Source organism: Bradyrhizobium sp. PUT101, assembly GCF_052043945.1.
Classification (GTDB): domain Bacteria; phylum Pseudomonadota; class Alphaproteobacteria; order Rhizobiales; family Xanthobacteraceae; genus Bradyrhizobium.
On sequence record NZ_CP197207.1, the window covers coordinates 6,065,659 to 6,086,945 of the forward strand.

The following is a 21,287-nucleotide window of genomic DNA, read 5'->3' on the forward strand; positions in this document are numbered from 1 at the left end:
AGGTCGGCCCAAAGCTCGAGGCAAGATTCAAGATGGGGATCAAGGGTACATCCGCGTCTTGGACCATTTCTGGTCGGCGGCGTCACGGCGAAATTCGATGCGGTCGTGCAGACGGAAGGGGCGGTCGTGCCAGAATTCGATGCGCAGCGGCGTGATGCGCCAGCCGCTCCAGCCCGGCGGCCGCGGCACTTCGCCGATGACATATCTGGCCGCGACCTTGGCGATGGCCTGCTCGAAGGCGAAGCGGCTCTCCAGCTCCTGCGACTGCTTGCTCGCCCAGGCACCGATCTGGGCCTGCTTGGGGCGGGTGGCGAAATAGGCGTCGGCTTCAGCGTCGGTCACCGGCGTCACGTTGCCGCGGATGCGGACCTGACGGCGCAGCGACTTCCAGTGAAACAGTAACGCTGCCTTAGGATTTGCGGCGAGTTCGCGGCCCTTCTGGCTGGCGATGTGGCTGTAGAAGACGAAACCCTCGGTATCGAAGCCCTTCATCAGCACCATACGGACGTCAGGCAGCCCGTCAGGGTCGACGGTTGCGAGCGCCATGGCATTCGGATCGTTCGGCTCGCTCTTGATCGCTTCGTTCAACCAGGCCTCGAACAGCGCAAATGGCTCGTCGGCGGCGGTGAAATCACCGGATGTTAAGGGTGTCTGGTGTTTCATCGAGGTCGTGTCGGTCATGTCTGGAGTCCGAGTTGCGTCCCGCGGCCCAAAATACGTTGTTGTCCGCTACCGCCCTATATAGGGCATGGGAACGCGTTGGCCTATCGGCGATCCGGCCCTCCGGCCTCGTCATGACGATGATTCTGATCGGGCTCGGCACCGGCGGCTGCAGCTTCTCCCGCAACGACACGAGTGCCTACGCCAAGACTGACGACAGCGATCTCACCGGCTCGATCGCGGGGCCGGCGAGAGACGCGGCGCCCACCGAGACCGATCTCGCCTTCGCGCGCAATGCCGCCTCCGACGTCCTCAGCAAGGGCGACAAGGATTCCAGCCAGCACTGGGAGAATCCCGAGACCGGGGCGCGCGGCTCGGTGACGCCGATCGCCCAGTCCTATGCCGCCGAGGACGGACGCAGATGCCGCGACTTCCTGGCGAGCTACGTCAACGGCAGCACCGAAAGCTGGCTCCAGGGCGCCGGCTGCCAAAGCAGCCGTGGCCGTTGGCAGATTCATACGCTAAAGCCGTGGCGGAGCTAGGTTCACTGCGCTCCTAGTTGCAAAAATGCCACTCTCTTCCCACATGATCCGCAGGCGGGGCGGGGAGCCCTTTGAACAATTCGATTTCTTGAAGGAGACGTGACGAATGCGCGACCCCTATGAGGTCTTGGGGGTGCCGCGGGGCGCCAGCGCTGCCGCGATCAAGAGCGCCTATCGCAAGCTGGCCAAGAAGCACCATCCGGACAGCAACAAGGGTGATCCGAATGCTGCCGAGCGCTTCGCCGAGATCAACTCGGCCAACGAGATCCTCGGCGACGAGGACAAGCGCAAGCAGTTTGACCGCGGCGAGATCGATGCCGAGGGCAAGCCGCGCTTCCAGGGTTTTCCTGGCGGCGGGGGGCCGCGCGGCCGCGCGGGTCCCGGCGGGTTCGAAAGCTATACGTTCCGGAGCGGCGGGGCAGGTGGCGGCGCGGGCGCCGGCGCGTTCGAGGATATCCTCAACAGCATGTTCGGCGGCGGGGCGCGCGGCGCCCGCCCTGGGGCCGGCGGCGGAGCCCAGTTCGAATTCGATACCGGCGGCATCGGGCTCGATCTCGATGTGAATGTCGCCATGTCCGTCTCGCTCGAAGAGTCGGCCAAGGGTGGCGAGAAGCGCGTCCGGCTGCCGACGGGCAAGGAGCTCAACGTCAAGATTCCGGCCGGCGTCACCGAGGGCCAGCAGATTCGGCTCCGGGGGCAGGGCGAGAGCGCACAGGGCCATCCGCCCGGCGATCTCCTGATCACCATCAACATCGCGCCGCACCCGTTCTTCAAGGTCGAGGGCGCTGACCTCAGGATCGACCTGCCGGTGACGCTGTATGAGGCTGTGCTTGGCGGTAAGGTGCGCGTGCCCACCCTGGGCAATGCCGTGGAGCTTTCGGTTCCGAAGAACACCTCCAGCGGCCGGACCTTCCGCCTCAAGGGCAAGGGCTTGTCGAAAGCTGGTGGAACCGGAGATCTCTTCGTGACCATCAGGATTGTGCTACCGGACGGGAACGACGCCGAGCTCGAAGCATTGATGGAGAAGTGGCGGGACCACCACCCCTACAATCCGCGGAGCGGGCTCGGCTAGCGCGCTATCCGGGGCCACCTCGACGATCGGAGCATGAAGCGCGCATCGCGCGTCGATGCTGACTTCAAGGCGTATCGGCTGTCCGGCGGGCAGCCGAGAATAAGGTGCGGCCTCGAGAGGGGGACCAGCGCGGTACCAAAAGCCCCAATCGAGGCCGCCCGCGTCGATCGGCGGATCGAACGCTGCTCATTTTCGCGTGATCATCCGGTGCGATAATGAGACGCGCCGATGTCTTGATTCCAAATTTTCAATGTCGGAATCGAGGCATGCGTTTCGAGCACGCCCAAGGCGTAGCTTCGGCCATGGCGCTGCTGTCAGGTGCCGTTTTTCTCTGCCTGGTCGTACACGGCCTGCGCCACCTTGGTCAGCCGCTCGCGATCACCGCCGCCGCTGACGACGTAGCCAACGCCGCGTTCGGCCCAGAACAGCGCTCCATCCTTGTCCGTTTTGGCGTAGTGCATCTGCGTCGCGCCATTGTCGGTCTTGGCGGTGTAGATCGTGTACCGCTCACCCGAGGCGCCCTCATACATCAGGAACGACGCCGGACCGTTTGGCCCGGGCAGAAGCCGGCCGCCGACGAGCTTCAGACCGCTCGCCTCCAGGTTCGGAGCGAACACCGTCCAGCCGCAGCGCCGGGTCAGCCAGGCCTGAAGATGGTCACGCTCGTTGCCGCCGACTTCGACGGGATGGCGGACCTCGACGACATAGAGGCGGTGGGCATCGAGCGCGTCTGCCGTAAGGCTCTGGAACGTGGAGGGCGCGTTGGCGGCGCCATGTGCCACCCAGCCGGCCGTGCCGCCGGCGACGAAGGCCACCAACGCCGCCGCGGCGGCGCCATAGAGCCATTGCCGCGGGCGGCGTTCCAGCCGCTCCAGTTCCAGCCGCGCCGGCACCGGCTCCTGCGCGACGGAATCGTAGCGGGCGTGCAGCATCTCGGCCATGGTCCGCCAGGATTGGACCCGCTCGGCATCGTCAGGGTGGGCGGCGAGCCAGGCCTCGACGTCGGCGCGACGTTCCGCCGGCAGTTCGCCGTCGACATAGGCGTGCAGCTCGTCTTCGGTGATTGGAATGTTGCGGTCGTTCATATCGGTCGTCTCTGGCTCTGCGGCCCAAAAAATCGTTCGTGGCTCAACTTCGCTCGCGCCCTCGGCAGGCTGCGGGCGCACGATGTGAGATGCATCACGCTGTCCTCATTTCACCCGCCTGAGCGCCGGGCGCTCACCCTCCAGCGAGGCTTTAACGTGGGCCCTTGCGCGTGCCAGGCGCGACATCACGGTGCCGATCGGCACGCCCTGGATGTCGGCGACTTCGCGATAGCTCATGCCTTCCAGCATCACCAGGAGCAGCACCGAACGCTGTTCCTCGACGAGGGTGGCCAGCGCCCTCTCGATGTCACGTCCTTCGGCCTCGGTCCCGCTGGCATCCGGGTTGTTCTCCGTCAGCGGCATGAATTGCGGCCGCCTTGCCAGTGAGCGCCGCCGGTTCTTGTTGAGGTTGGTCAGGATCGTATAGAGCCAGCTCCTGACATCGCCTCCGAGAAACAGGCGTTCCGAACGCAGCGCGCGCACCAATGTATCCTGCACCAGATCGTCGGCCGCATCCGCATCGCGCGTGAGCCCGCGGGCGTAGCGGCGCAACGCCGGGATCATGACTTCCACACTCTGGCGAAACGCATTCATTGCGGTCTTGAAGTCCCAACGTTCGGCGCGAGCGCCTCAACGATCATAACACCCGAGCGGAACGGCTATTCCGGCACTTGAAACAGCGTTAACGCCGCGTATTAGGGCTGTACCGCAGGGGAGGGCTGGTGTACCTCCAGACCTCAACGAGAGTTCGACGGGACGTTCAAAAATGGCGCAGAATTCAGGTCTGATGCAAGGCAAGCGCGGGGTGATCCTCGGCGTTGCCAACAACCGCTCGATCGCCTGGGGCATCGCCAAGGCATGCCACGCGGCCGGTGCCGAGCTCGCCTTCACCTATCAGGGCGATGCGCTGAAGAAGCGCGTCGAGCCGCTTGCCGCCGAGATCGGTGGTCTCGTGCTCGGCCATTGCGACGTGACGGATGCCGCGACCATCGATGCCGCCTTTGCCGTGCTGAAGGAGAAGTGGGGCAAGATCGACTTCCTGGTGCACGCGATCGCCTATGGCGAGCAGCTCGACGGCCGCTACGTCGACACCACGCAGGAGAATTTCTCGAAGTCGATGTTGATCTCCTGCTACTCTTTCACGGCCGTGGCGCAGCGCGCCGAGAAGCTGATGACGGATGGCGGCTCGCTGATCACGCTCAGCTATTACGGCGCCGAGAAGTGGATGCCGCACTACAACGTCATGGGCGTGGCGAAGGCGGCGCTGGAGGCCAGCGTGCGCTATCTCGCCGCCGATCTCGGCGAGAAGAACATCCGCGTCAACGCCATCTCGGCAGGTCCGATCAAGACGCTCGCCGCGTCCGGCATTGGCGACTTCCGCTATATCCTGAAGTGGAACGAATACAACGCGCCGATGCGGCGCAACGTCTCCACTGAGGACGTCGGCAACAGCGCGCTGTATTTCCTCTCTGACCTCTCGCGCGGCGTCACCGGCGAGGTGCATCATGTCGATTCCGGTTATCACGTGCTCGGCATGAAGCGGCCCGACGCGCCGGACATCTCGCTGGGCGGGAAGGACTAGCCTCGAATTTGGAATGGCCGTGCCCACGATCTACTTCCTGCGCCATGGCGAGACCGAATGGAACGCGCTCGGGCGACTCCAGGGCACCAGGGACGTCCCGCTGAATGCGCGTGGCCGGGCCCAGGCCGCGCAGGCGGCCAGCATTCTGGCCGATCTGTTCAAGCGTGAGGGAAGGGACAGGGCGGCGCTGCCTTACGTATCGAGCCCGCTCGGCCGCGCGCGCCAAACCATGGAACTCGCGCGCGCCAAGCTCGAATTGCCTCCTTCGGACTATTCGCTCGATGATCGCCTGCGCGAGATCGGCTACGGCACCTGGGAAGGTCTGACGCTTGCCGAGAGCGAGGCCTCCGATCCCGATGTCTATGCGAGGCGTCTCGCCGACAAATGGACGGTCGCGCCCGCAGGTGGCGAGACCTACGCGGCGGTGCAGCTGCGCATGCTGGACTGGTACGAGTCGCTCCTGGTCGACACCGTTGCGGTCGCCCATGGTGGCACCTGCAGGGCATTGATGGTGGCCCTGGGCATCGAGACCCCTGCCAGCGCCGCCGAACTCTTTATCGAGCAGGGCGCCGTCTATGTGTTCCGCGATGGGCGACTCGAGAAGTTTAGCTAGTCCGACGGGTCACCATGCCCCTCCGCCGTCATGCCCGGGCGGCTATGGACTTGCTCGCAGCACCCAGGGACGTGGATGGCCGGGACAAGCCCGGCCATGACGATTGGGGGCCATTTGACCCCCCATTCAGATCGCGTTACGTCACGTTGACAATTTTCATAGGCGTTGCAAGTCAACATTAGGCGGCAGTTCGGCATGTCCTTCAACACCTTCGGCCACATGTTCCGCGTCACCACCTTCGGCGAGAGCCACGGGGTGGCGATCGGCTGCGTGGTCGACGGCTGCCCGCCCATGATCCCGCTCACCGAGGCCGACATCCAGAAGGACCTCGACCGCCGCCGGCCAGGACAGTCGCGCTTCACCACCCAACGCCAGGAGCCGGATCAGGTGAAAATCCTGTCCGGCGTGATGGCGCATCCGGAAACCGGCGCGCAGGTGACGACGGGCACGCCGATCGGGCTCCTGATCGAGAACACCGACCAGCGCTCCAAGGATTATTCCGAGATCAAGGACAAGTTTCGTCCGGGCCATGCCGACTTCACGTATGAAGCCAAATACGGCCTGCGCGACTATCGCGGCGGCGGTCGCTCCTCCGCGCGCGAGACCGCGATGCGCGTTGCCGCCGGCGCGATCGCGCGAAAAGTCCTGCCCGACGTGAAGGTGCGCGGCGCGCTGGTGCAGATCGGCCCGTACAAGATCGATCGCGGCAAGTGGGACTGGGACGAGGTCGCCAAGAATCCGTTCTTCTGTCCCGACAAGGACAAGGCCGCATTCTTCGAGACCTATCTCGACGGCATCCGCAAGAGCGGATCCTCCATCGGCGCGGTGATCGAGGTCGTCGCCGAAGGCGTGCCGGCAGGGCTAGGCGCGCCGATCTACGCCAAGCTCGATTCCGATCTCGCGGCCGCGATGATGAGTATCAACGCGGTGAAGGGCGTCGAGATCGGTGCCGGCTTTGGCGCGGCAGAACTCACCGGCGAGGAGAACGCGGACGAGATGCGCACCGGCAATGACGGCACGCGCTTCCTGTCCAACCATGCCGGCGGCGTGCTGGGCGGCATCTCCACCGGACAGCCGGTGGTGGTTCGCTTCGCGGTAAAGCCGACCTCGTCGATCCTGCAGCCGCGTCTCACTGTCGATCGCAGGGGCACTGATACCGAGATCTTCACCAAGGGCCGCCACGACCCCTGCGTGGGCATCCGCGCAGTTCCCGTGGGCGAAGCCATGATGGCCTGCGTGCTGGCCGATCACTTCCTGCGCGATCGCGGGCAGGTTGGACGCTGACGCCGCGGTACGAGCCCACCGCGCAGCTTGACGAGCCCATAACTTCATCCGCAAATGCGGCCATGAACAGCTCCGAGCTTCAGCGCGTCTCCAACTGGCTGATCGACGGCGCATGGGCGTCGATCGAGCCGGACGAAATGATCGCCGATTTCTGCGAGCGTCTGGTCGCGGCCGGCCTGCCGTTGTGGCGGTTCGGCATCTTCATTCGCACGCTGCATCCCGAGATATTCGGCCGCAATTTCATCTGGCGGCAAGGCGGGCAGGTCGAAATCGGCAGCGTCGATTTCGAAGTCCTCGACACGCCTGAATTCGCCAGAAGTCCGCTGCGAGTCGTTTTCGAGCAAGGGCTGGAGGTCAGGGGGCGCATGGACGATCCCGACAGCAGGCGGTTTCCGTTCCTCGACGACATGCGCGCCGAAGGCGTGACCGACTATGTCGCGATGCCGATGCCGTTTCTCGACGGCTCGACCCACGCGACGAGCTGGACCACGCGCCATCCCGGCGGCTTCGGCGACGACGACATCGCGGCGATCCGAACCATCACAGCGCCGCTCGCGCGCGTCAGCGAGATCATCAGCCTGCGTCGCACTGCCGAGATGCTGCTCGATACCTATGTCGGCAATCGCGCCGGCGCGCGTATCCTCGGCGGCCAGATCCGGCGCGGCCACAACGACACCATGCAGGCCGCAATCTGGCTCTCGGATCTACGCGGCTTCACCGCGCTGTCGGACCGGCTGCCGGCCGAGACCGTGGTCGAGATCCTCAATCACTATTTCGACTGTCAGGTCGCCGCGATCCGCAACCACGGCGGCGAGGTGCTGAAGTTCATGGGCGACGGACTGCTCGCGGTGTTTCCGATCGACGAGTATGTCGGCGATGCCACCCAAGTCTGCGCGCGCGTGCTGGAGGCTGCGCGCGAATCCCGCGCCAGCGTCGAGGCGCTCGCCTTTCCAGTCGGCGACGTCGTCGAACGCTTCCGCTTCGGCGTCGCGCTGCATGTCGGAAACATCCTCTACGGCAATATCGGCGGCGGCAACCGGCTCGACTTCACCTGCATCGGCCCGGCCGTCAACCTCGCCGCGCGGCTGGAGAAGATCACGGGCCGCCTGGGGCGCACCGTCGTCGCCTCGGAAGGTTTTGCCAATGTCTGCCAATACGATTGGCAGAAGCTCGGTGAATTCCCGATTGCGGGATTTTCCAAGGCGCAACGCGTGTACGGGCTCGCCGAAGAAACGCCGGCCGCAATCGCCTAGCGGAAGGTGCGGTCGGCGGCGCTAGCCGCCGCGAACATAGGACTGCTTCAGGCCCAGCGTTATGATCCTCAGGGTGATCCACAGCCGCAGCATGGCGAAGCTGAAGATGAACACGAAATAGATCAGGTTCTTGGTGAACTGCGTCGCCGACGAAGTCTGCCAGAAAGTCCAGATCGCGGTGCGCACCGCTTCCTGGCCATAGGCGAGGACGACGTTGATGGTGCCGAGTAGGATGACGGCGGCGCCGAGCCACAGCCCGCGTCGCGCGAATTCGCCGATCGCCGCAAACAGGGCGACCTTGCCGTCGTCGCGCGCGGCGCGGACGATCATGAGCAGCACGAGCGCGGCGATCCATGCGCTCCAGAATCGCCCGGGATGGGTGAACTGGTCGAACGCCATGCCGTCGAGGCCCGCCATCAGATGATACGAAGCCTCATAGCCGATCGCTGCGGCGCCGAGCGCCGCGACGATCATCACGAGCATGATCCGCCACAGGATCGAGAAGGAGAGCTTGAATTGCTCGCCCAGTTTCAACTCACCGAGAGAGGATTGGCCCCCGGCCGCCTCGATCGATTGGTGTGCGGTGGCAAAGAACGCCAGCAGCACCGAAATGTCGGCAACGACAATTGCCGGCAAGGCCACGGCGCCGCCGCCAAACGCGATCACCCGCATCGCGGCCGCCAGAATCAGCCAGGGCAGGGCGTGCAGGAGCCTGAACGGACCGAACGAGGTTTCGGGGCGGGCCGGCTTGAGCTCGAGCTGTTTGCGCAATGCGACTGTCATCGCATTGTGGTGACACAGGAGATTAAACCTGCGGTAGCGCGGATCGCTAAAATTGCCCCGAAGCCGGCAGGCGGCGCCTATTCCTCCGGCTCCGTCGTGAACAGCAACGGATAGCCCTTGGCGCGGCCGGCGTCGGTGGCGCGCGTGGCCTTGGTCTCGGCGACATCCTTGGTGAATACGGCGACGACGCAGGCGCCGAGCTTGTGGGCGGTAATCATCACCTTATAGGCCTGATCCTCGGTCATGCGGAATTCGGCCTTCAGCACCAAGGTGACGAACTCGCGCGGCGTGTAGTCGTCGTTGATCAGGATGACCTTGTGCAGCCGCGGCCGCTCGACCTTGGTCCTGGTCCTGGTTTTCGGCTTGGCGACGGTGTCGTTCATTCCGCCTCCTGGACACGGCGGGCTTGGGTTCCCTGCCCGAGTGATCAGCTCGTGGCCTTCGCACCATATTGCAGGACCCGCACCTTCTCCAAGGTGATCAGCCCGCTCGACATCATGCCATCGAGGATGGGCAGGAATGCATTGATGTTGTCCTCGCTGTCGACGATCTCGATCAGCAGCGGCAGGTCTTCCGACAGTCGCAGGATCTTCGAGGTGTGCAGCCGGCTCGACTTGCCGAAGCCCATCGGTCCGCGCAACACCGTGGCGCCGGCCAGATGTCGCTCGCGCGCCGTCATTACGATCGCCTCATAGAGCGGCTTGCCGTCGAAATGGTCGCTCTCGCCGATGAAGATCCGGAGCGATACTGCCTGATTGGGGATTTGCATGCTCAGCTCCTTGTCAACCGATTGTAGCGGCTCGCCATCATATGCCCTGCCCATACCGATACCAGCCAGCAGATGACGGACGCCGCGACATAGACGAGCGCCGTGTACTTCAGGCCGCCGTGGAGCAGGCGGAAGGTCTCCAGGCTGAAGGTCGAGAACGTAGTGTAGCCGCCGCAGAACCCCGTCATGACGAATTGTCGGTGCTCGGGCCGCGCCAGCATGCGGCCGTCGGGCCCTGTCAGGGTCGCGTAGAAGCCGATGATCAGCGAGCCCGTCGCATTGATGAACAGGGTTGCGAAGGGAAAGCCCGGCCCGGTGTCGAGCGCGAGCCCGACCAGATAGCGCGTCAGCCCGCCGACGACGCTGCCGGCGGCAACCCAGGCGTAGAGCATCGCGCTACGCCAGCGATCGGCGGAGGACGGAGCGTTCATTCGCCTCTACCCTCCAAAGCTGTCGGCGACGAGGAAGCCGCAGCTGACGGCAGCGAGGCCCAGCCCGACCGAGAATACGACATTGCCGAGCGCCGAGAGCGGCTCGCCGCTCCGCGCGAGTGTCAGCGTTTGCAGGCTGAACGAGGACACGGTGGTGTAGCAGCCGAGAAACCCGGTCACCGCGAACAGCCAGGGATTGGGTGAGGCGAAGACCGAGCCCGGATGGGTCGCCAGCGCGCCCAAAACGCCGATCAGGAAGGCGCCCGTGACGTTGATGGTCATGGTGCCCCACGGAAACGTCTCGCCCAGCCGCCGCGCGATCGCACCGGAGACAAAATAGCGCGCGCAGCCGCCCAGGGCACTGCCGATCACGATCGCAAGCACTCCGCTCAGCACGATGAACCGCCTCCCGTCATCGGTTGTCCTCCGTTGCCAGTCCGTTGCCGATGCCAAGCAGCCCCGCGAGCGACACAAGCGCGAAGCCGAGCCCAGCCAGGAACGTGCCTGTCGGGCCATAGGCGTCCCACAAGGCGCCCGCGATCACGCTCGCCGCCAGAAGGGCAAGCCCGGTGAACAGGTTGAAATAGCCGAATGCGGTGCCGCGCAGGCTCGGTGGCGCTGCGTCGGCGACGAGGGCGGAGAGCAGTCCTTGCGTTAATCCCATATGCAGCCCCCACAGCGCGACCCCGAGCGCGAGGCCAGCCAGATTCGGCAGCAGCGCCAGCGCGAGGTCGGCGCAGGCGAGGAAGACCAGACCAAGCGCGAGCAGGCCGGTCCGGTTGATGCGGTCCGACAGCACGCCGGCCGGATAGGCCGACAGGGCATAGACGATGTTCATCAGCACCAGCACCGCCGGCACCCACATCGCGTTGAGTCCGATGTTCTGTGCGCGCAGGATCAGGAAGGCCTCACTGAAGCGCGCGAGCGTGAAGACGATGCCGACCGCGACGACGCGCCAGTACACCGTTCCGAGTTGCCGCATTGCGGCAAGATTGAGCGGATTCTTCGCAGGCTCCCGGCTCGGGTCCGGCTCTGGCTCGTTCACAGCGAAGGCGATCAGTCCAAACGACAAGAACGCCGGCAGCACCGCCACCCAGAACACGATCGTAAAATTGTCCGCCGTCCACCACATCAGGCCGATCGCCGCGAGCGGCCCGACGAAGGCGCCGATGGTGTCGAGCGACTGCCGCAGGCCAAAGCTCGCGCCGCGCAGGCCGACCGGGGCGATATCGGCAATCAGCGCATCGCGCGGCGCGCCGCGAATCCCCTTGCCGACGCGGTCGATGAAGCGCGCGGCCACCAGCCATCCGACGCTGGGCGCGAGCGGAAACAGCGGCTTGGTGAAGGCGGCCAACCCATAGCCGAGCGCGGCGAGCAGCTTGCGGCGGCCGAGCCAGTCCGACAGTGCGCCGGAGAAGATCTTGGTGATCGAGGCGGTGGCCTCCGCAATGCCCTCGATGAATCCGACGGTGAGTGTGGAGGCGCCGAGCACGGTGACGAGATAGATCGGCAGCAGCGCATGGATCATCTCGGAAGAGACGTCCATCAGCATCGAGACGAATCCGAGCACCCAGATTCCTCTGGGCAGCGGCGTGCGCGCAGCATTCGGTGTCGGCATCGTCACGTCTTCGTCTTCTCCTGGCCTTCGCCGGCTGGCGTTCGTCACAAGGCAACAAAAAACCCGCCATCGGCGGGTATGTCCATGCTCCCGCCAAAGGCAGAGGCCTTGAGATTGCCTCTCCTCGAGCAGGAGTCATCAGCCCACCACGGTCATCGACCGCCGGGCGGTTGTCGGGGGACTCCATCCCCATCTCTGCGACCAACCTAGCATGGAAATCGTGCCGGACAAGTGGGCGGGGCGCTCTGTCCCGCGACCGGTCGTTTTCGGTTCTCGCGTCGCGAGCCCGAGGCTGCGCGGCATCGGCCGTGTTCCTGCGGCGCGGGCGCGGCAACACGGCGGCGGTTTCGCGCCGGCACGCAAATTCCTAACTCGAATGTGAAGCGCAAGCGATCTTCGGCCTTTGCGGCAAGGCAATTGCATGTCACCATCGCGTCATACGACGGGAGACCGCGATGCGTTTGCTGTTCTCGATCGGGGCTGTGCTGGTGGCCGGCATGTTTGCCGGAGGGGACGTCGCGGGCATCGCGGCACCAGGACCCAAATTCGAATCGCCCAAGAGTCGAGCTCAATCGCAGCGGCTTGCCGCCGACAAGGACGCGCAGACGGTCGATGTCGAGCTGATCCTCGCGGTCGACGTGTCCTACTCCATGGACATTGACGAGCTCGCGGTCCAGCGCGAGGGCTATGCGCAGGCAATCCAGTCGAAGGAGTTTCTGCAGGCGCTGAAGTTAGGCCCGAATGGCCGGATCGCGGTGACCTATTTCGAGTGGGCTGCCTCCAGCGACCAGAAGATCATCATCCCCTGGCGCCTGGTCGACGGACCGGAGACGGCGGACGCGGTCGCCGCCGAGATCATGAAAACGCCGATCCGGCGCGCCTCGCGGACCTCGATCTCCGGTGCAATCGCGTTCGCGATGCCGCTGTTCGACGAGGATCCCTATCGGGGCTTGCGCCGCGTCATCGACATTTCCGGCGACGGTCCCAACAACAATGGCGGTCCGGTCACGATCGCGCGCGATGCCGCCCTGGAGAAGGGCATCGTCATCAATGGCCTGCCGATCATGGTCAAGGAGCCGTCCTATTCGACCATGGATATCGATAATCTCGATTTCTACTACGAGGATTGCGTCATCGGAGGTCCCGGCTCCTTCGTCATCACGATCAAGGATCGCGACAAGTTCAAGGAAGCGATCCGCACCAAGCTGCTGATGGAGGTCGCCGGCCGCACGCCGGAGCGCCCCGTGATGCGCGTTGCCGACAAGGAGCCGCGCGTCAACTGCCTGATTGGCGAGAAGATCTGGTCCGACCGCTGGGGACGTTAACGTCTCCGCGCTGAGACCTTTTGCCCATCCCAACCGGCAGTTGAATTAACTGCTCGTTAACTGGTGCATGGCCCTAATCAGACTGTTTCCTTCCATTTCCAGCGAGCGTCCCGACATTGCTGGAACGAACGAAAGCGGGTTGTCCGACCTGCCTTTGAGCAAACCATGGCCATCGTCACCTCGAGCACCAACCAGATTTCGCCCGCCAACGAGCGGATGTATCGCCAGAGTGCTCTGGTCGGTGACTGGAAGGGCAATTGGGTGGGCAACAACCAGCCCGTCGGCTTCAAGGTCGTGAACATCCGCGGTGCCCGGGCGCAGGTCGAGTACACCCATAACGGTCGCACCGAGCGCGGCTTTGGCGAGGTCAATGGCACGCTTATCACCTTTGGCGGGGTCACTGTCGGCACCAAGGACGGGAAGAGTATGGTGCTGCTGTTCTCAGTAGGGGGCGCTGGCAAGCAGACCGCGAATCTCGAGAAGCAGGAGCCGCCGGCCTCCGACAGCCGCCTCATGGGAAGCTGGGGCGGCTATTCGAGCGACAACGGCAAGAGCGCGAGCTTCAAGGTGCTCTCGGTCAACGGCAAGGAAGCCCAGGTCAGCGTCACCACCGACGGCATCACCCGCCAGGGCACCGGCATCGTCTATAAGAACGTCATCATGTTCGGACAGACGCAGATCGCGACCGACGACGGCAAGAACGGCAAGGTCATCTACCAGGTCGGCACGAAATCATTCGCGGTGCCGGTGACGAAATATCCGCCAGCGGATTCGTCGTCCTCCCTCGACAAGACGGCATAGCCGTTCACAGCGGCGTCCCGCCGGATCGTGTCAGCGCCTTCAATTGCAGGTCGACCTGCCGCAGGATCGCGCAGGCCTGTGCCAAACCGCCATCCCCGATCAGCCGCCAGATTTCGTCGGACTGTTCCACCAGATGGGGAATCGTCAGGGGCAAGCGGGCCGTCTCCAGGAGTGCGCCCTTTTCGTTGATGAGATATCGACGGTTCAGTGCAAATAGCACCTGCGCGATGCACGCGAGCGCTCTGTAGACGCAGCCCGCGACGTGGGTTCGCTCGTTGCGAGCTGTCGCAAGTTCCGCATTTTCGATGCTGAACAGGATTTCCCACTGAAAGCGCCGCAACAAGGCGCGGCCCAGATCCTCCGGATAGGGGAGCGCGATTGTCTTGAGCCGCGCGATCAGGCCTTTCGGATCGTGCAGAGGCTGACAATATGCGATCTCGCCCATCCAGATTGCCGAGCAGAAGCCATGTGGATGGCCGGGCTGGTAGGCCATGAGGACTGTACCGTTTCGGCAGTCCATCATGACTCGCTCGACATCGTCGGCGTGACGGTAGAGCAGATCGACCTTCTGTCGCTCGACCGACAGCCATGCGCCGCCGACGATCCATGGACCCCATTCGCCATATCTCGTTACGGTCGCAGCGCCGGGATCGTCGGCGATTTCCTTCACGACGGTCAGGAGTCGATCCGTATCGAGCGGGCCCGCGCTCGAACTATACAGCCCGATGTCGTAGTCGGACGAGGGATGCGCGCTGCCCCGCGCGCGTGAGCCGCCGAGCGCGACGGCCTGAACGCCCGGTACCTCGGCAAGAACGGATATCAGGCGGGCGAGCAACGGATCGTGCGGCATCAGGTGCAGTTCCCCGGGAGGCCTGCAGCCGCGACATCCGGCGCCGTCACTCCGCTGGCATTGACGATGTTCGAGGAGTATAATTTGTAAGATTGTTGACGGTAATCTGAATGTTCAAGCTTGCACTTTCATGTGCTCTTGCAGCTCTCGCAGTGCTCTGCCTCGGCGGAGAGCCGGTTCATGCGCAAGTCGCGCCGCTGAGATACTGGATTCCCGGCGGACCTTTCGGCCTCAGTGGTGGTGCCGGCCAGAGTTCCGACACCTACGGCAACTTCGCGAGCTTCAACGCCGGCGATGCCGATTGGCGCAGCAGTTCTGCGAACGGTTTCTTCGTCGGCAGCCAACACGGCAATCTTGGTCTGAGCGGCTTCAGTCAGGCGGGCTCGATCGGCAATTTCAGCGCGCTCTCTTATGACAGCACGCAGTTCGGCTATAACATGAAGACTGCGGGTGGCATGCCCGTCACGTTCTTCGCCGGATTCAACACGCTGAAGTTCGGCAACGGTATCGGCAGCTCGCTGGCGCCGCTCACCTCCAGCGCTGCGCCCGGCTATGGCGGGTTTGCGGGTGTCGAATTCAAGCCGACCTCCAACCTCAGCCTGTCGTTCGGGGCCGGGTTCATCCAGCAGCAATCGGGACTCATGGACAGTGACATCAACTCGTCGATGCTGCCCGGCGAGTCTCCTGCGCTGGGCGGCCTTCGGCGCTAGGATTGCATCACCAGCTCCGGCGGACGCCGCAGCGATCTCGGCAGGTCTGGACCGGTTCCGAAACGCATCACGATATCGGGACGCCGTTCGCCGAGGCCGAGTGAGGCCCCGAATTGCTGCCTCAGCGCCGCCACCTCGACCGGCTGGTTGATGAAGGAATATTTGAGTCCCAGTGCGGTCGCCTGCAATCCGAAGCGCTGGCAGGCGCGGCCGACTGCGATCCAGTGCGACTTGTCGCTGCGATCGGCAGCGAGCACGACGACGCCCGCAGAGCTGTCGAGTTCTTCGCGGTATTTCTTGTTCTCCCCGCTCTCGGTGAAGAAGAGCTTGAGAAGCGGCCGCGCCGCCCACGAGGGCAGCGAGGGGTTTCCGGACGCGGGCGAGAACAGCCCGTCCATGGTCGCGAGTGCCTCCGCCTCGTTGAAGCGAATCCAGCTGACGAGCTCGCGCATGAACGCCTTGTCGCGCATTTGCGCCGAGTTTCCTTCGAGTACGTAGTCGGTAACCCTAGCGATCGCGGTGCGTTCGGTCATCAGGATCGCAGCGACGTTCGGTTCGCGACAGGCATCTTCGAGCCGACGCAATGTCTCCGGTGCGGCCGGCCTGCCGTCGAACGCAGCGCGGGTGCATTGCCTGATCGGAATCGCGGCCGCCAATGCCGATGTGTCCTGTGGGGCCTCGTCGAGCGTGATCACGATGCGGTCGCCGTCGACGGCCGCATCGGCGTGCCAGCCCAGCGTGGACGCGGCGAGGATGAGGTTTTCGGCGGCACAGCCGAGACTGACGAAGAGATGATGATCGTCCGGATCGACGGCCGGACAGCGGCGCTTGAAGTCAGGCGCAATCGCGATGACGTTGCTGCGGACCGAGAAGATCCACGGCTGGGTGTTGTGGCTGTTGGCTGCGAGGGTGGCAAAGCGCACGAGCTCGCGATCCCTCGGCACAGCTTGCAGCGGAACCCGTGACGACTTTACCGCTTCGTCATAGGTTTTTGCCGCCGCCGCGGCAGAAGGGCCTGTGACGGCCGTCGCGGAAAGCCCGAGCGCAGTCGCGATGAATTGTCGTCGGTCAAGCACGAACGTCCGCTCCGCATTCAATTGCACAGGACGCTTTTAGCGTCAGCGGACGGCAGAGCGATTGACTGGTATCAAGATTGCCGGCTCGATTGGGAGTTCGCGGCCTATCGCGCGAACCGCGCCACCAGCTCCACATGCGGCGTGTGGCGGAACTGATCGACCGGCACCACCGCCTCCAGCCGATAGCCGCCGTCGATCAGCAGCCGCGCGTCGCGGGCGAAGGTCGCGGCGTTGCAGGACACCGCGATCACGACGGGCACCTTGCTCGCGGCGAGCTTGAGTGCCTGAGCCTGCGCGCCCTGGCGCGGCGGGTCGAACACCACGGTGTCGAAGTCGCGCAGCTCCGGCGGCACCAGGGGGCGGCGGAACAGGTCGCGCGGCTCGGCCTTGATCGGTTTCAGGCCCGGTATGCGCGCGGCCTTCGCGAGGGCCGCGATGGCGCCGGCGTCGCTGTCATAGGCCGTGACGCGGGCCTTCTCGGCAAGCCGCAGGGCGAATGGGCCGACACCGCAGAAGAGATCGGCGACCTCCTTGGCCTTGCCGATGCGCTCGGCGACCAGTCTGGCGAGCGCTTCTTCGCCCGCCACCGTCGCCTGCAGGAACGAGCCGGGCGGCAGCGTCACCTCCGCGCGGCCCATCTTCACCGTCGGCGGCAGGCGCTGCAGCACCAATTCGCCGTGCCGCGTCAGCCGCGCCAGGCGGTGCTGCTCGGCGACACGCGACAGCACAGTCACCAGCGGCGTCGGCAGCGGGCCGGAGCCGCGCACGTCGACATCGAGGCCGTTGGCGGTCGCGGTGACCTGGATGTCCAATGGCTTCGTCACCGGCATCCTGGAAGTCAGCGGCTCGGCCAGCGCCCAGGCCGCATCGAGCGCACCCTCGAGCCCGGGATCAAGGATCGGGCAACGATGAATCGGGATGACGTCGTGCGAGCTCGTGGCGGCGAAACCGACCTTGAGGATGTCATGCGTGCCGAACCGGCCGTGCAGCGTGATGCGCCTGCGCCCGGCACCATGGGCGTCGACCAGCGGCGCCACCTTGCAATCAATGCCGGCCTGCGCCAGCGATTCCACCACGATGTTGCGTTTCCAGGCGCGATACGGCTCAGTCGCCCAATGCTGAATGGCGCAGCCGCCACAGACGCCGAAATGCGGACAGAACGGCTCGATCCGTTCGGAGCTTGCCACGTCCACCGCGAGCAGCTTGCGGCGGTCGGGATGGTGGCCCACGACATGATCGACCTCGACGGTCTCGCCGCCAAGCGTGTAGGGCACATAGATCGCCTCGCCTGTCGCGAGCGAGACACCGTCGCCGCGATGGCCGACATGGTCGATGGTCAGGCGCTCAACCACGGCGCGCGCCCAGAAAGAATTCGACATTGCCGTCGCCGCCGGTGATCGGCGAGGGGAATATCTCAATGTCGGTGCAGCCGAGCGAAGCGGCAAAGGCCGCGATGTCGTCGCAGATCTCCTGGTGCACGGCGGCGTCGCGGATGATCCCCTTCTTGTTGTGCTTCCGGTCCGCCTCGAATTGCGGCTTGATCAGCGCCAGCAGGTTCATCGGTGCGGCCGCCAGCGACAGCGCCACCGGCAGCACCGCCTTCAGCGAGATGAAGCTGACGTCGATCACGACGACGTCGGGCCGCGCCGGCAGGCGCTTGCCCTCATAGCTGCGGATATCGGTCTCTTCCATCGACACGATCCTGGGATGATCGCGCAGCGAGGGGTGCAGCTGGCTGCTGCCGACATCGATCGCGAACACCAGGCTCGCACCGTTCGCCAGCAGCACCTCGGTGAAGCCTCCGGTGGAGGCGCCGACGTCGAGGCAGACATGGTCCTCGATTTCGATCGGGTAACGCTCCAGCGCCCCGGCGAGCTTGACGCCGCCGCGGGAGACGTAGGGATGCGCAGGCTCGGCCTGGATCACCGCATCCTCGGCGATCGCCTCCGATGGCTTTGAAACCTGCTTGTCGTCGGCCGTGACGAGCCCGGCTTCGATGGCCGCGCGTGCCCTCGCCCGGCTCTCGAACAAGCCGCGCTCGACCAGCAGGACATCCGCGCGCTTGCGGGGAGGGGACATCGGATCTCCGAACGACGACTGAAGAGCTTATGTAGCGATCAATCGCGCGGCCGCCATCCGGACGCAAGCCTCGAACGCGGCGAGATCGTGCCAGACGTCGATCGGCATCGTGGCCGGTGTTACCAGCGGGCAGCCGCGCAGCTCCAGCGCATGGATCATCATCAGGTTGTCGACGAGGCCAAAGTCCTCCACGATCAGCCCCTGTGCATCGACCAGCTGTCCGTCCTCGGACGTCACGGCCATGAAGCGGCCGACGCGGTCGGAATAGACGGCACCGTCGTTGGAATAGGCGAGGCAGAATTTGTGGCGCCCGGCCATGTAGCCGAGCTCGTAGACGGTACCGGGATCGGCGCCGGCGCCCCGGAACGGCGTGAGATTGGCGATGATGGCGTCGGCCGCCTCCATCATTGCCTCGTTGCCGCAAAAGATCTGGCGTGAAACGTCGGGCGCGGAAAGGTCGATCTCATTGTCGAGGGGATAGAGGCCGGTGAGCCCGTGCGCGGCGCAGATCGCGACCTTCTGCCGGCCGATCTCGGCCGCGTCCGGCAGGAACACGTCGGGGCCTGCCAGGTAGATTTTCATGACGTGACTGCTCTGATGTAATCGGACGAGCTGCAAGCCGCGGCGAAGACTGCGCTGCCTCCCCGCCTGCGGGGGAGGGCGGGGAGAGGTGTCTCCGCAATCGAGAAACCCCGGAGGAAGAAGTCCTCACCGGGATCGCTTCGCGATCCGACCTCTCCCGCAAGCACAAGCGGGAGAGGTGAAGCCGATCAAGCCAGCTTGACCGTCTCGGCCTTGACGTCCTTGCCGAGCGCCTCGAACACCTTGGCGACGATGCCCTTGGCATCGAGACCGGCGCGGGCGTACATCGCGGCGGGCGTGTCGTGGTCCTGGAACACGTCGGGCAGCACCATCGCGCGGAACTTGAGCATGCCGGTGTCGAGCGCGCCCTGATCGGTCAGGTACTGCGCGACATGCGAGCCGAAGCCACCGATCGAGCCTTCCTCGATCGTGATCAGGATCTCATGGTCGCGCGCCAGCTTGAGCACCAGCTCGGTATCCAGCGGCTTCATGAATCGCGCATCCGCGATCGTGGTCGACAGCCCGAGGGCGGCAAGCTCGTCGGCGGCCTTCTCGCATTCGGCGAGACGCGTGCCGAAGGAGAGCAGGGCGATCTTGCTGCCCTGACGGATCATGCGGCCCTTGCCGATCTCGAGCGGAACGCCGACATCGGGCATCTCGACGCCGCGGCCTTCGCCGCGCGGATAGCGCAGCGAGCTCGGACGGTCGTCGATCGCGACCTGGGTCGCCACCATGTGCACGAGTTCGGCCTCATCCGCCGCCGCCATGATCACCATGTTGGGCAGGCAGCCGAGATAGGCGTTGTCGAACGAGCCGGCATGGGTCGCGCCGTCGGCGCCGACGAGGCCGGCGCGGTCGATCGCGAAGCGGACGGGCAGGCTCTGGATCGCGACGTCATGCACGATCTGGTCGTAGCCGCGTTGCAGGAAGGTCGAGTAGATCGCGCAGAACGGCTTGTAGCCTTCGGTCGCAAGACCGGCGGCAAAGGTCACCGCGTGCTGCTCGGCGATGCCAACGTCGAAGGTGCGGTCGGGGAAGGCCTTGTTGAAGATGTCGACGCCGGTGCCCGACGGCATCGCCGCGGTGATGGCGACGATCTTGTCGTCCTTCTGCGCTTCCTTGACGAGGCTCTGGCCGAACACGTTCTGGTAGGCCGGCGCATTCGGCTTGGCTTTGGCCTGGGTGCCGGTCGCGACGTCGAACTTGACGACGGCGTGGTACTTGTCGGCGGAAGCTTCCGCCGGGCCGTAGCCCTTGCCCTTCTGCGTCACGACGTGGACCAGGATGGGGCCTTCTTCCATGTCGCGGACGTTCTTGAGCACCGGCAGAAGATGGTCGAGGTTGTGGCCGTCGATCGGGCCGACATAGTAGAAGCCGAGCTCCTCGAACAGCGTGCCGCCGTCCATCATGAAGCCGCGGGAATATTCCTCGACGCGGTTGGCGCGATTGGCGAGGATCTTGGGCAGGCGCTTGTTGATCTGCTTGGCCGCATCGCGGAGCGTGCGATAGGTTTTGCCGGAGTAGAGGCGCGACAGATAGGCGCTCATGGCGCCGACCGGCGGCGCGATCGACATGTCGTTGTCGTTGAGGATGACGATCAGGCGCGAGTTCATCGCACCCGCATTGTTCATGGCCTCATAGGCCATGCCGGCCGACATCGCGCCGTCACCGATCACGGCGATAACGTTGTTGGTGCCGCCGGAGAGGTCGCGCGCCACTGCCATGCCGAGGCCGGCGGAGATCGAGGTTGAGGAATGCGCCGCCCCGAACGGATCGTAGTCGCTCTCGCTGCGCTTGGTGAAGCCGGACAGGCCGCCGCCGGTGCGCAGCGTGCGGATGCGGTCGCGCCGGCCGGTGAGGATCTTGTGCGGATAGGCCTGGTGGCCGACGTCCCAGATCAGCCGGTCGCGCGGCGTGTCAAAGACGTAGTGGATCGCGGTGGTGAGCTCGACCACGCCGAGGCCAGCGCCGAAATGACCGCCGGTCACCGAAACGGCATCGATGGTCTCCTGCCGCAGCTCGTCGGCGACCTGGCGAACCTGCTCGACCTTGAGCTTGCGCAGGTCTTCCGGCGTCCGGATGGTGTCGAGAAGCGGCGTCTTACTGTATGCGTTCACGGCGATTTCCAATTTGTCAGCGCCGGAAGGTCATTCCGGCGCGCGATGGGTTTGC

Annotated in this window: 24 protein-coding genes and 1 riboswitch; of the genes, 9 read left to right on the top strand and 15 right to left on the bottom strand. The window is 64.9% G+C overall.

The window, feature by feature from the left end:
- Positions 1 to 39: 39 nt before the first annotated feature.
- The gene (gene pdxH / locus ACSHT2_RS29130; RefSeq protein ID WP_440638199.1) at positions 40 to 681 is read right to left on the bottom strand and encodes a pyridoxamine 5'-phosphate oxidase; all 642 of its coding nucleotides are present in this window, start codon (positions 679 to 681) and stop codon (positions 40 to 42) included.
- Positions 682 to 794: 113 nt separating this feature from the next.
- Between pdxH and ACSHT2_RS29135 the strand changes: the two genes are divergently transcribed.
- Both ACSHT2_RS29135 and ACSHT2_RS29140 read left to right on the top strand, forming a co-directional pair.
- Positions 795 to 1,202, top strand: coding sequence for an RT0821/Lpp0805 family surface protein (locus tag ACSHT2_RS29135; protein ID WP_440638200.1), 408 nt, complete (start codon positions 795 to 797; stop codon positions 1,200 to 1,202).
- 106 nt (positions 1,203 to 1,308) lie between these two features.
- A complete protein-coding gene (locus tag ACSHT2_RS29140; protein WP_440638202.1) occupies positions 1,309 to 2,274 on the top strand; it encodes a DnaJ C-terminal domain-containing protein in 966 nt (321 codons plus the stop codon).
- 314 nt (positions 2,275 to 2,588) lie between these two features.
- Here ACSHT2_RS29140 and ACSHT2_RS29145 read toward each other — a convergent pair whose 3' ends face one another.
- Positions 2,589 to 3,359: an anti-sigma factor family protein gene (locus ACSHT2_RS29145; protein WP_440638204.1), complete on the bottom strand. Its 771-nt coding sequence runs from the start codon at positions 3,357 to 3,359 to the stop codon at positions 2,589 to 2,591.
- Between the two features lie 105 nt (positions 3,360 to 3,464).
- Complete coding sequence (locus tag ACSHT2_RS29150; protein WP_124159678.1) at positions 3,465 to 3,953, bottom strand: RNA polymerase sigma factor; 489 nt, start codon at positions 3,951 to 3,953, stop codon at positions 3,465 to 3,467.
- A 172-nt stretch (positions 3,954 to 4,125) separates the two neighbouring features.
- Here ACSHT2_RS29150 and fabI point away from each other — a divergent pair, with 172 nt between their 5' ends.
- The 4 genes from fabI to ACSHT2_RS29170 all read left to right on the top strand — a co-directional run bounded on the left by fabI (position 4,126) and on the right by ACSHT2_RS29170 (position 8,091).
- Positions 4,126 to 4,941 (top strand): enoyl-ACP reductase FabI, encoded by an 816-nt coding sequence (fabI, locus tag ACSHT2_RS29155; protein ID WP_124159677.1) that lies wholly within the window; start codon positions 4,126 to 4,128, stop codon positions 4,939 to 4,941.
- A gap of 13 nt (positions 4,942 to 4,954) precedes the next feature.
- Entirely contained in the window at positions 4,955 to 5,554 is a 600-nt protein-coding gene (locus ACSHT2_RS29160; protein WP_440638207.1) for a histidine phosphatase family protein, read from the top strand.
- 195 nt (positions 5,555 to 5,749) lie between these two features.
- The gene (gene aroC / locus ACSHT2_RS29165; protein ID WP_440638208.1) at positions 5,750 to 6,838 is read left to right on the top strand and encodes a chorismate synthase; all 1,089 of its coding nucleotides are present in this window, start codon (positions 5,750 to 5,752) and stop codon (positions 6,836 to 6,838) included.
- A gap of 62 nt (positions 6,839 to 6,900) precedes the next feature.
- The gene (locus ACSHT2_RS29170) at positions 6,901 to 8,091 is read left to right on the top strand and encodes an adenylate/guanylate cyclase domain-containing protein (protein WP_440638210.1); all 1,191 of its coding nucleotides are present in this window, start codon (positions 6,901 to 6,903) and stop codon (positions 8,089 to 8,091) included.
- A 21-nt stretch (positions 8,092 to 8,112) separates the two neighbouring features.
- On the opposite strand, the gene ACSHT2_RS29175 is transcribed toward ACSHT2_RS29170, so the two are convergent.
- From ACSHT2_RS29175 to ACSHT2_RS29200, 6 genes are all read right to left on the bottom strand, one after another.
- Positions 8,113 to 8,874, bottom strand: a complete 762-nt coding sequence (locus ACSHT2_RS29175; protein WP_440638212.1) for a hypothetical protein — start codon at positions 8,872 to 8,874, stop codon at positions 8,113 to 8,115.
- A 77-nt stretch (positions 8,875 to 8,951) separates the two neighbouring features.
- The gene (clpS, locus tag ACSHT2_RS29180) at positions 8,952 to 9,257 is read right to left on the bottom strand and encodes an ATP-dependent Clp protease adapter ClpS (protein WP_440638214.1); all 306 of its coding nucleotides are present in this window, start codon (positions 9,255 to 9,257) and stop codon (positions 8,952 to 8,954) included.
- Positions 9,258 to 9,301: 44 nt separating this feature from the next.
- On the bottom strand, positions 9,302 to 9,643 hold the full coding sequence (locus ACSHT2_RS29185) for a DUF190 domain-containing protein (RefSeq protein ID WP_440638216.1): 342 nt from the start codon (positions 9,641 to 9,643) through the stop codon (positions 9,302 to 9,304).
- Between the two features lie 2 nt (positions 9,644 to 9,645).
- Positions 9,646 to 10,074 (bottom strand): fluoride efflux transporter CrcB, encoded by a 429-nt coding sequence (gene crcB / locus ACSHT2_RS29190; RefSeq protein ID WP_440638218.1) that lies wholly within the window; start codon positions 10,072 to 10,074, stop codon positions 9,646 to 9,648.
- A gap of 6 nt (positions 10,075 to 10,080) precedes the next feature.
- Positions 10,081 to 10,470 (bottom strand): fluoride efflux transporter CrcB, encoded by a 390-nt coding sequence (crcB, locus tag ACSHT2_RS29195; RefSeq protein ID WP_440638219.1) that lies wholly within the window; start codon positions 10,468 to 10,470, stop codon positions 10,081 to 10,083.
- A gap of 16 nt (positions 10,471 to 10,486) precedes the next feature.
- Positions 10,487 to 11,692 (bottom strand): MFS transporter, encoded by a 1,206-nt coding sequence (locus ACSHT2_RS29200; protein ID WP_440642953.1) that lies wholly within the window; start codon positions 11,690 to 11,692, stop codon positions 10,487 to 10,489.
- A 122-nt stretch (positions 11,693 to 11,814) separates the two neighbouring features.
- A riboswitch (Fluoride riboswitch) is annotated at positions 11,815 to 11,892 on the bottom strand.
- Between the two features lie 255 nt (positions 11,893 to 12,147).
- On the opposite strand from ACSHT2_RS29200, the gene ACSHT2_RS29205 reads away from it, so the two are divergent.
- Together ACSHT2_RS29205 and ACSHT2_RS29210 are read left to right on the top strand one after the other, a co-directional pair.
- Positions 12,148 to 13,017 carry a DUF1194 domain-containing protein gene (locus tag ACSHT2_RS29205; protein WP_440638221.1) on the top strand — a complete coding sequence of 290 codons (870 nt, stop codon included), beginning with the start codon at positions 12,148 to 12,150 and terminating at the stop codon, positions 13,015 to 13,017.
- 165 nt (positions 13,018 to 13,182) lie between these two features.
- Complete coding sequence (locus ACSHT2_RS29210; protein WP_440638223.1) at positions 13,183 to 13,818, top strand: hypothetical protein; 636 nt, start codon at positions 13,183 to 13,185, stop codon at positions 13,816 to 13,818.
- Between the two features lie 4 nt (positions 13,819 to 13,822).
- Here the strand turns inward: ACSHT2_RS29210 and ACSHT2_RS29215 are convergent, their stop codons facing one another.
- Entirely contained in the window at positions 13,823 to 14,653 is an 831-nt protein-coding gene (locus ACSHT2_RS29215; RefSeq protein WP_440638224.1) for a nucleotidyltransferase domain-containing protein, read from the bottom strand.
- A gap of 125 nt (positions 14,654 to 14,778) precedes the next feature.
- Here ACSHT2_RS29215 and ACSHT2_RS29220 point away from each other — a divergent pair, with 125 nt between their 5' ends.
- Complete coding sequence (locus tag ACSHT2_RS29220; RefSeq protein ID WP_440638226.1) at positions 14,779 to 15,378, top strand: hypothetical protein; 600 nt, start codon at positions 14,779 to 14,781, stop codon at positions 15,376 to 15,378.
- On the opposite strand, the gene ACSHT2_RS29225 is transcribed toward ACSHT2_RS29220, so the two are convergent.
- The 5 genes from ACSHT2_RS29225 to dxs all read right to left on the bottom strand — a co-directional run bounded on the left by ACSHT2_RS29225 (position 15,375) and on the right by dxs (position 21,232).
- On the bottom strand, positions 15,375 to 16,301 hold the full coding sequence (locus ACSHT2_RS29225) for an Acg family FMN-binding oxidoreductase (protein WP_440638227.1): 927 nt from the start codon (positions 16,299 to 16,301) through the stop codon (positions 15,375 to 15,377). The two genes, ACSHT2_RS29220 and ACSHT2_RS29225, sit on opposite strands and share 4 nt — an antisense overlap.
- Positions 16,302 to 16,558: 257 nt before the next feature.
- A complete protein-coding gene (locus ACSHT2_RS29230; protein ID WP_440642954.1) occupies positions 16,559 to 17,806 on the bottom strand; it encodes a class I SAM-dependent RNA methyltransferase in 1,248 nt (415 codons plus the stop codon).
- Positions 17,799 to 18,533, bottom strand: coding sequence for a TlyA family RNA methyltransferase (locus ACSHT2_RS29235; protein ID WP_440638229.1), 735 nt, complete (start codon positions 18,531 to 18,533; stop codon positions 17,799 to 17,801). The genes ACSHT2_RS29230 and ACSHT2_RS29235 overlap by 8 nt, the downstream gene beginning before the upstream one ends.
- Before the next feature lie 27 nt (positions 18,534 to 18,560).
- Positions 18,561 to 19,115 (bottom strand): nucleoside 2-deoxyribosyltransferase, encoded by a 555-nt coding sequence (locus ACSHT2_RS29240; protein ID WP_440638231.1) that lies wholly within the window; start codon positions 19,113 to 19,115, stop codon positions 18,561 to 18,563.
- Positions 19,116 to 19,303: 188 nt separating this feature from the next.
- On the bottom strand, positions 19,304 to 21,232 hold the full coding sequence (gene dxs, locus ACSHT2_RS29245) for a 1-deoxy-D-xylulose-5-phosphate synthase (protein ID WP_440638232.1): 1,929 nt from the start codon (positions 21,230 to 21,232) through the stop codon (positions 19,304 to 19,306).
- Positions 21,233 to 21,287: the final 55 nt, after the last annotated feature.

Excerpts from the sequence above, each read along its gene's own strand:
- ACSHT2_RS29185 (WP_440638216.1), bottom strand. The coding sequence starts at position 9,643 with ATGCAAATCCCCAATCAGGCAGTATCGCTCCGGATCTTCATCGGCGAG.
- crcB (WP_440638218.1), bottom strand. The coding sequence starts at position 10,074 with ATGAACGCTCCGTCCTCCGCCGATCGCTGGCGTAGCGCGATGCTCTAC.
- ACSHT2_RS29235 (WP_440638229.1), bottom strand. The coding sequence starts at position 18,533 with ATGTCCCCTCCCCGCAAGCGCGCGGATGTCCTGCTGGTCGAGCGCGGC.
- pdxH (WP_440638199.1), bottom strand. The coding sequence starts at position 681 with ATGACCGACACGACCTCGATGAAACACCAGACACCCTTAACATCCGGT.
- aroC (WP_440638208.1), top strand. The coding sequence starts at position 5,750 with ATGTCCTTCAACACCTTCGGCCACATGTTCCGCGTCACCACCTTCGGC.
- fabI (WP_124159677.1), top strand. The coding sequence starts at position 4,126 with ATGGCGCAGAATTCAGGTCTGATGCAAGGCAAGCGCGGGGTGATCCTC.
- ACSHT2_RS29175 (WP_440638212.1), bottom strand. The coding sequence starts at position 8,874 with ATGACAGTCGCATTGCGCAAACAGCTCGAGCTCAAGCCGGCCCGCCCC.
- ACSHT2_RS29170 (WP_440638210.1), top strand. The coding sequence starts at position 6,901 with ATGAACAGCTCCGAGCTTCAGCGCGTCTCCAACTGGCTGATCGACGGC.
- ACSHT2_RS29210 (WP_440638223.1), top strand. The coding sequence starts at position 13,183 with ATGGCCATCGTCACCTCGAGCACCAACCAGATTTCGCCCGCCAACGAG.
- ACSHT2_RS29135 (WP_440638200.1), top strand. The coding sequence starts at position 795 with ATGACGATGATTCTGATCGGGCTCGGCACCGGCGGCTGCAGCTTCTCC.
- ACSHT2_RS29205 (WP_440638221.1), top strand. The coding sequence starts at position 12,148 with ATGCGTTTGCTGTTCTCGATCGGGGCTGTGCTGGTGGCCGGCATGTTT.
- ACSHT2_RS29200 (WP_440642953.1), bottom strand. The coding sequence starts at position 11,692 with ATGCCGACACCGAATGCTGCGCGCACGCCGCTGCCCAGAGGAATCTGG.
- ACSHT2_RS29240 (WP_440638231.1), bottom strand. The coding sequence starts at position 19,115 with ATGAAAATCTACCTGGCAGGCCCCGACGTGTTCCTGCCGGACGCGGCC.
- ACSHT2_RS29145 (WP_440638204.1), bottom strand. The coding sequence starts at position 3,359 with ATGAACGACCGCAACATTCCAATCACCGAAGACGAGCTGCACGCCTAT.
- ACSHT2_RS29140 (WP_440638202.1), top strand. The coding sequence starts at position 1,309 with ATGCGCGACCCCTATGAGGTCTTGGGGGTGCCGCGGGGCGCCAGCGCT.
- ACSHT2_RS29150 (WP_124159678.1), bottom strand. The coding sequence starts at position 3,953 with ATGAATGCGTTTCGCCAGAGTGTGGAAGTCATGATCCCGGCGTTGCGC.
- clpS (WP_440638214.1), bottom strand. The coding sequence starts at position 9,257 with ATGAACGACACCGTCGCCAAGCCGAAAACCAGGACCAGGACCAAGGTC.
- ACSHT2_RS29160 (WP_440638207.1), top strand. The coding sequence starts at position 4,955 with ATGGCCGTGCCCACGATCTACTTCCTGCGCCATGGCGAGACCGAATGG.
- ACSHT2_RS29220 (WP_440638226.1), top strand. The coding sequence starts at position 14,779 with ATGTTCAAGCTTGCACTTTCATGTGCTCTTGCAGCTCTCGCAGTGCTC.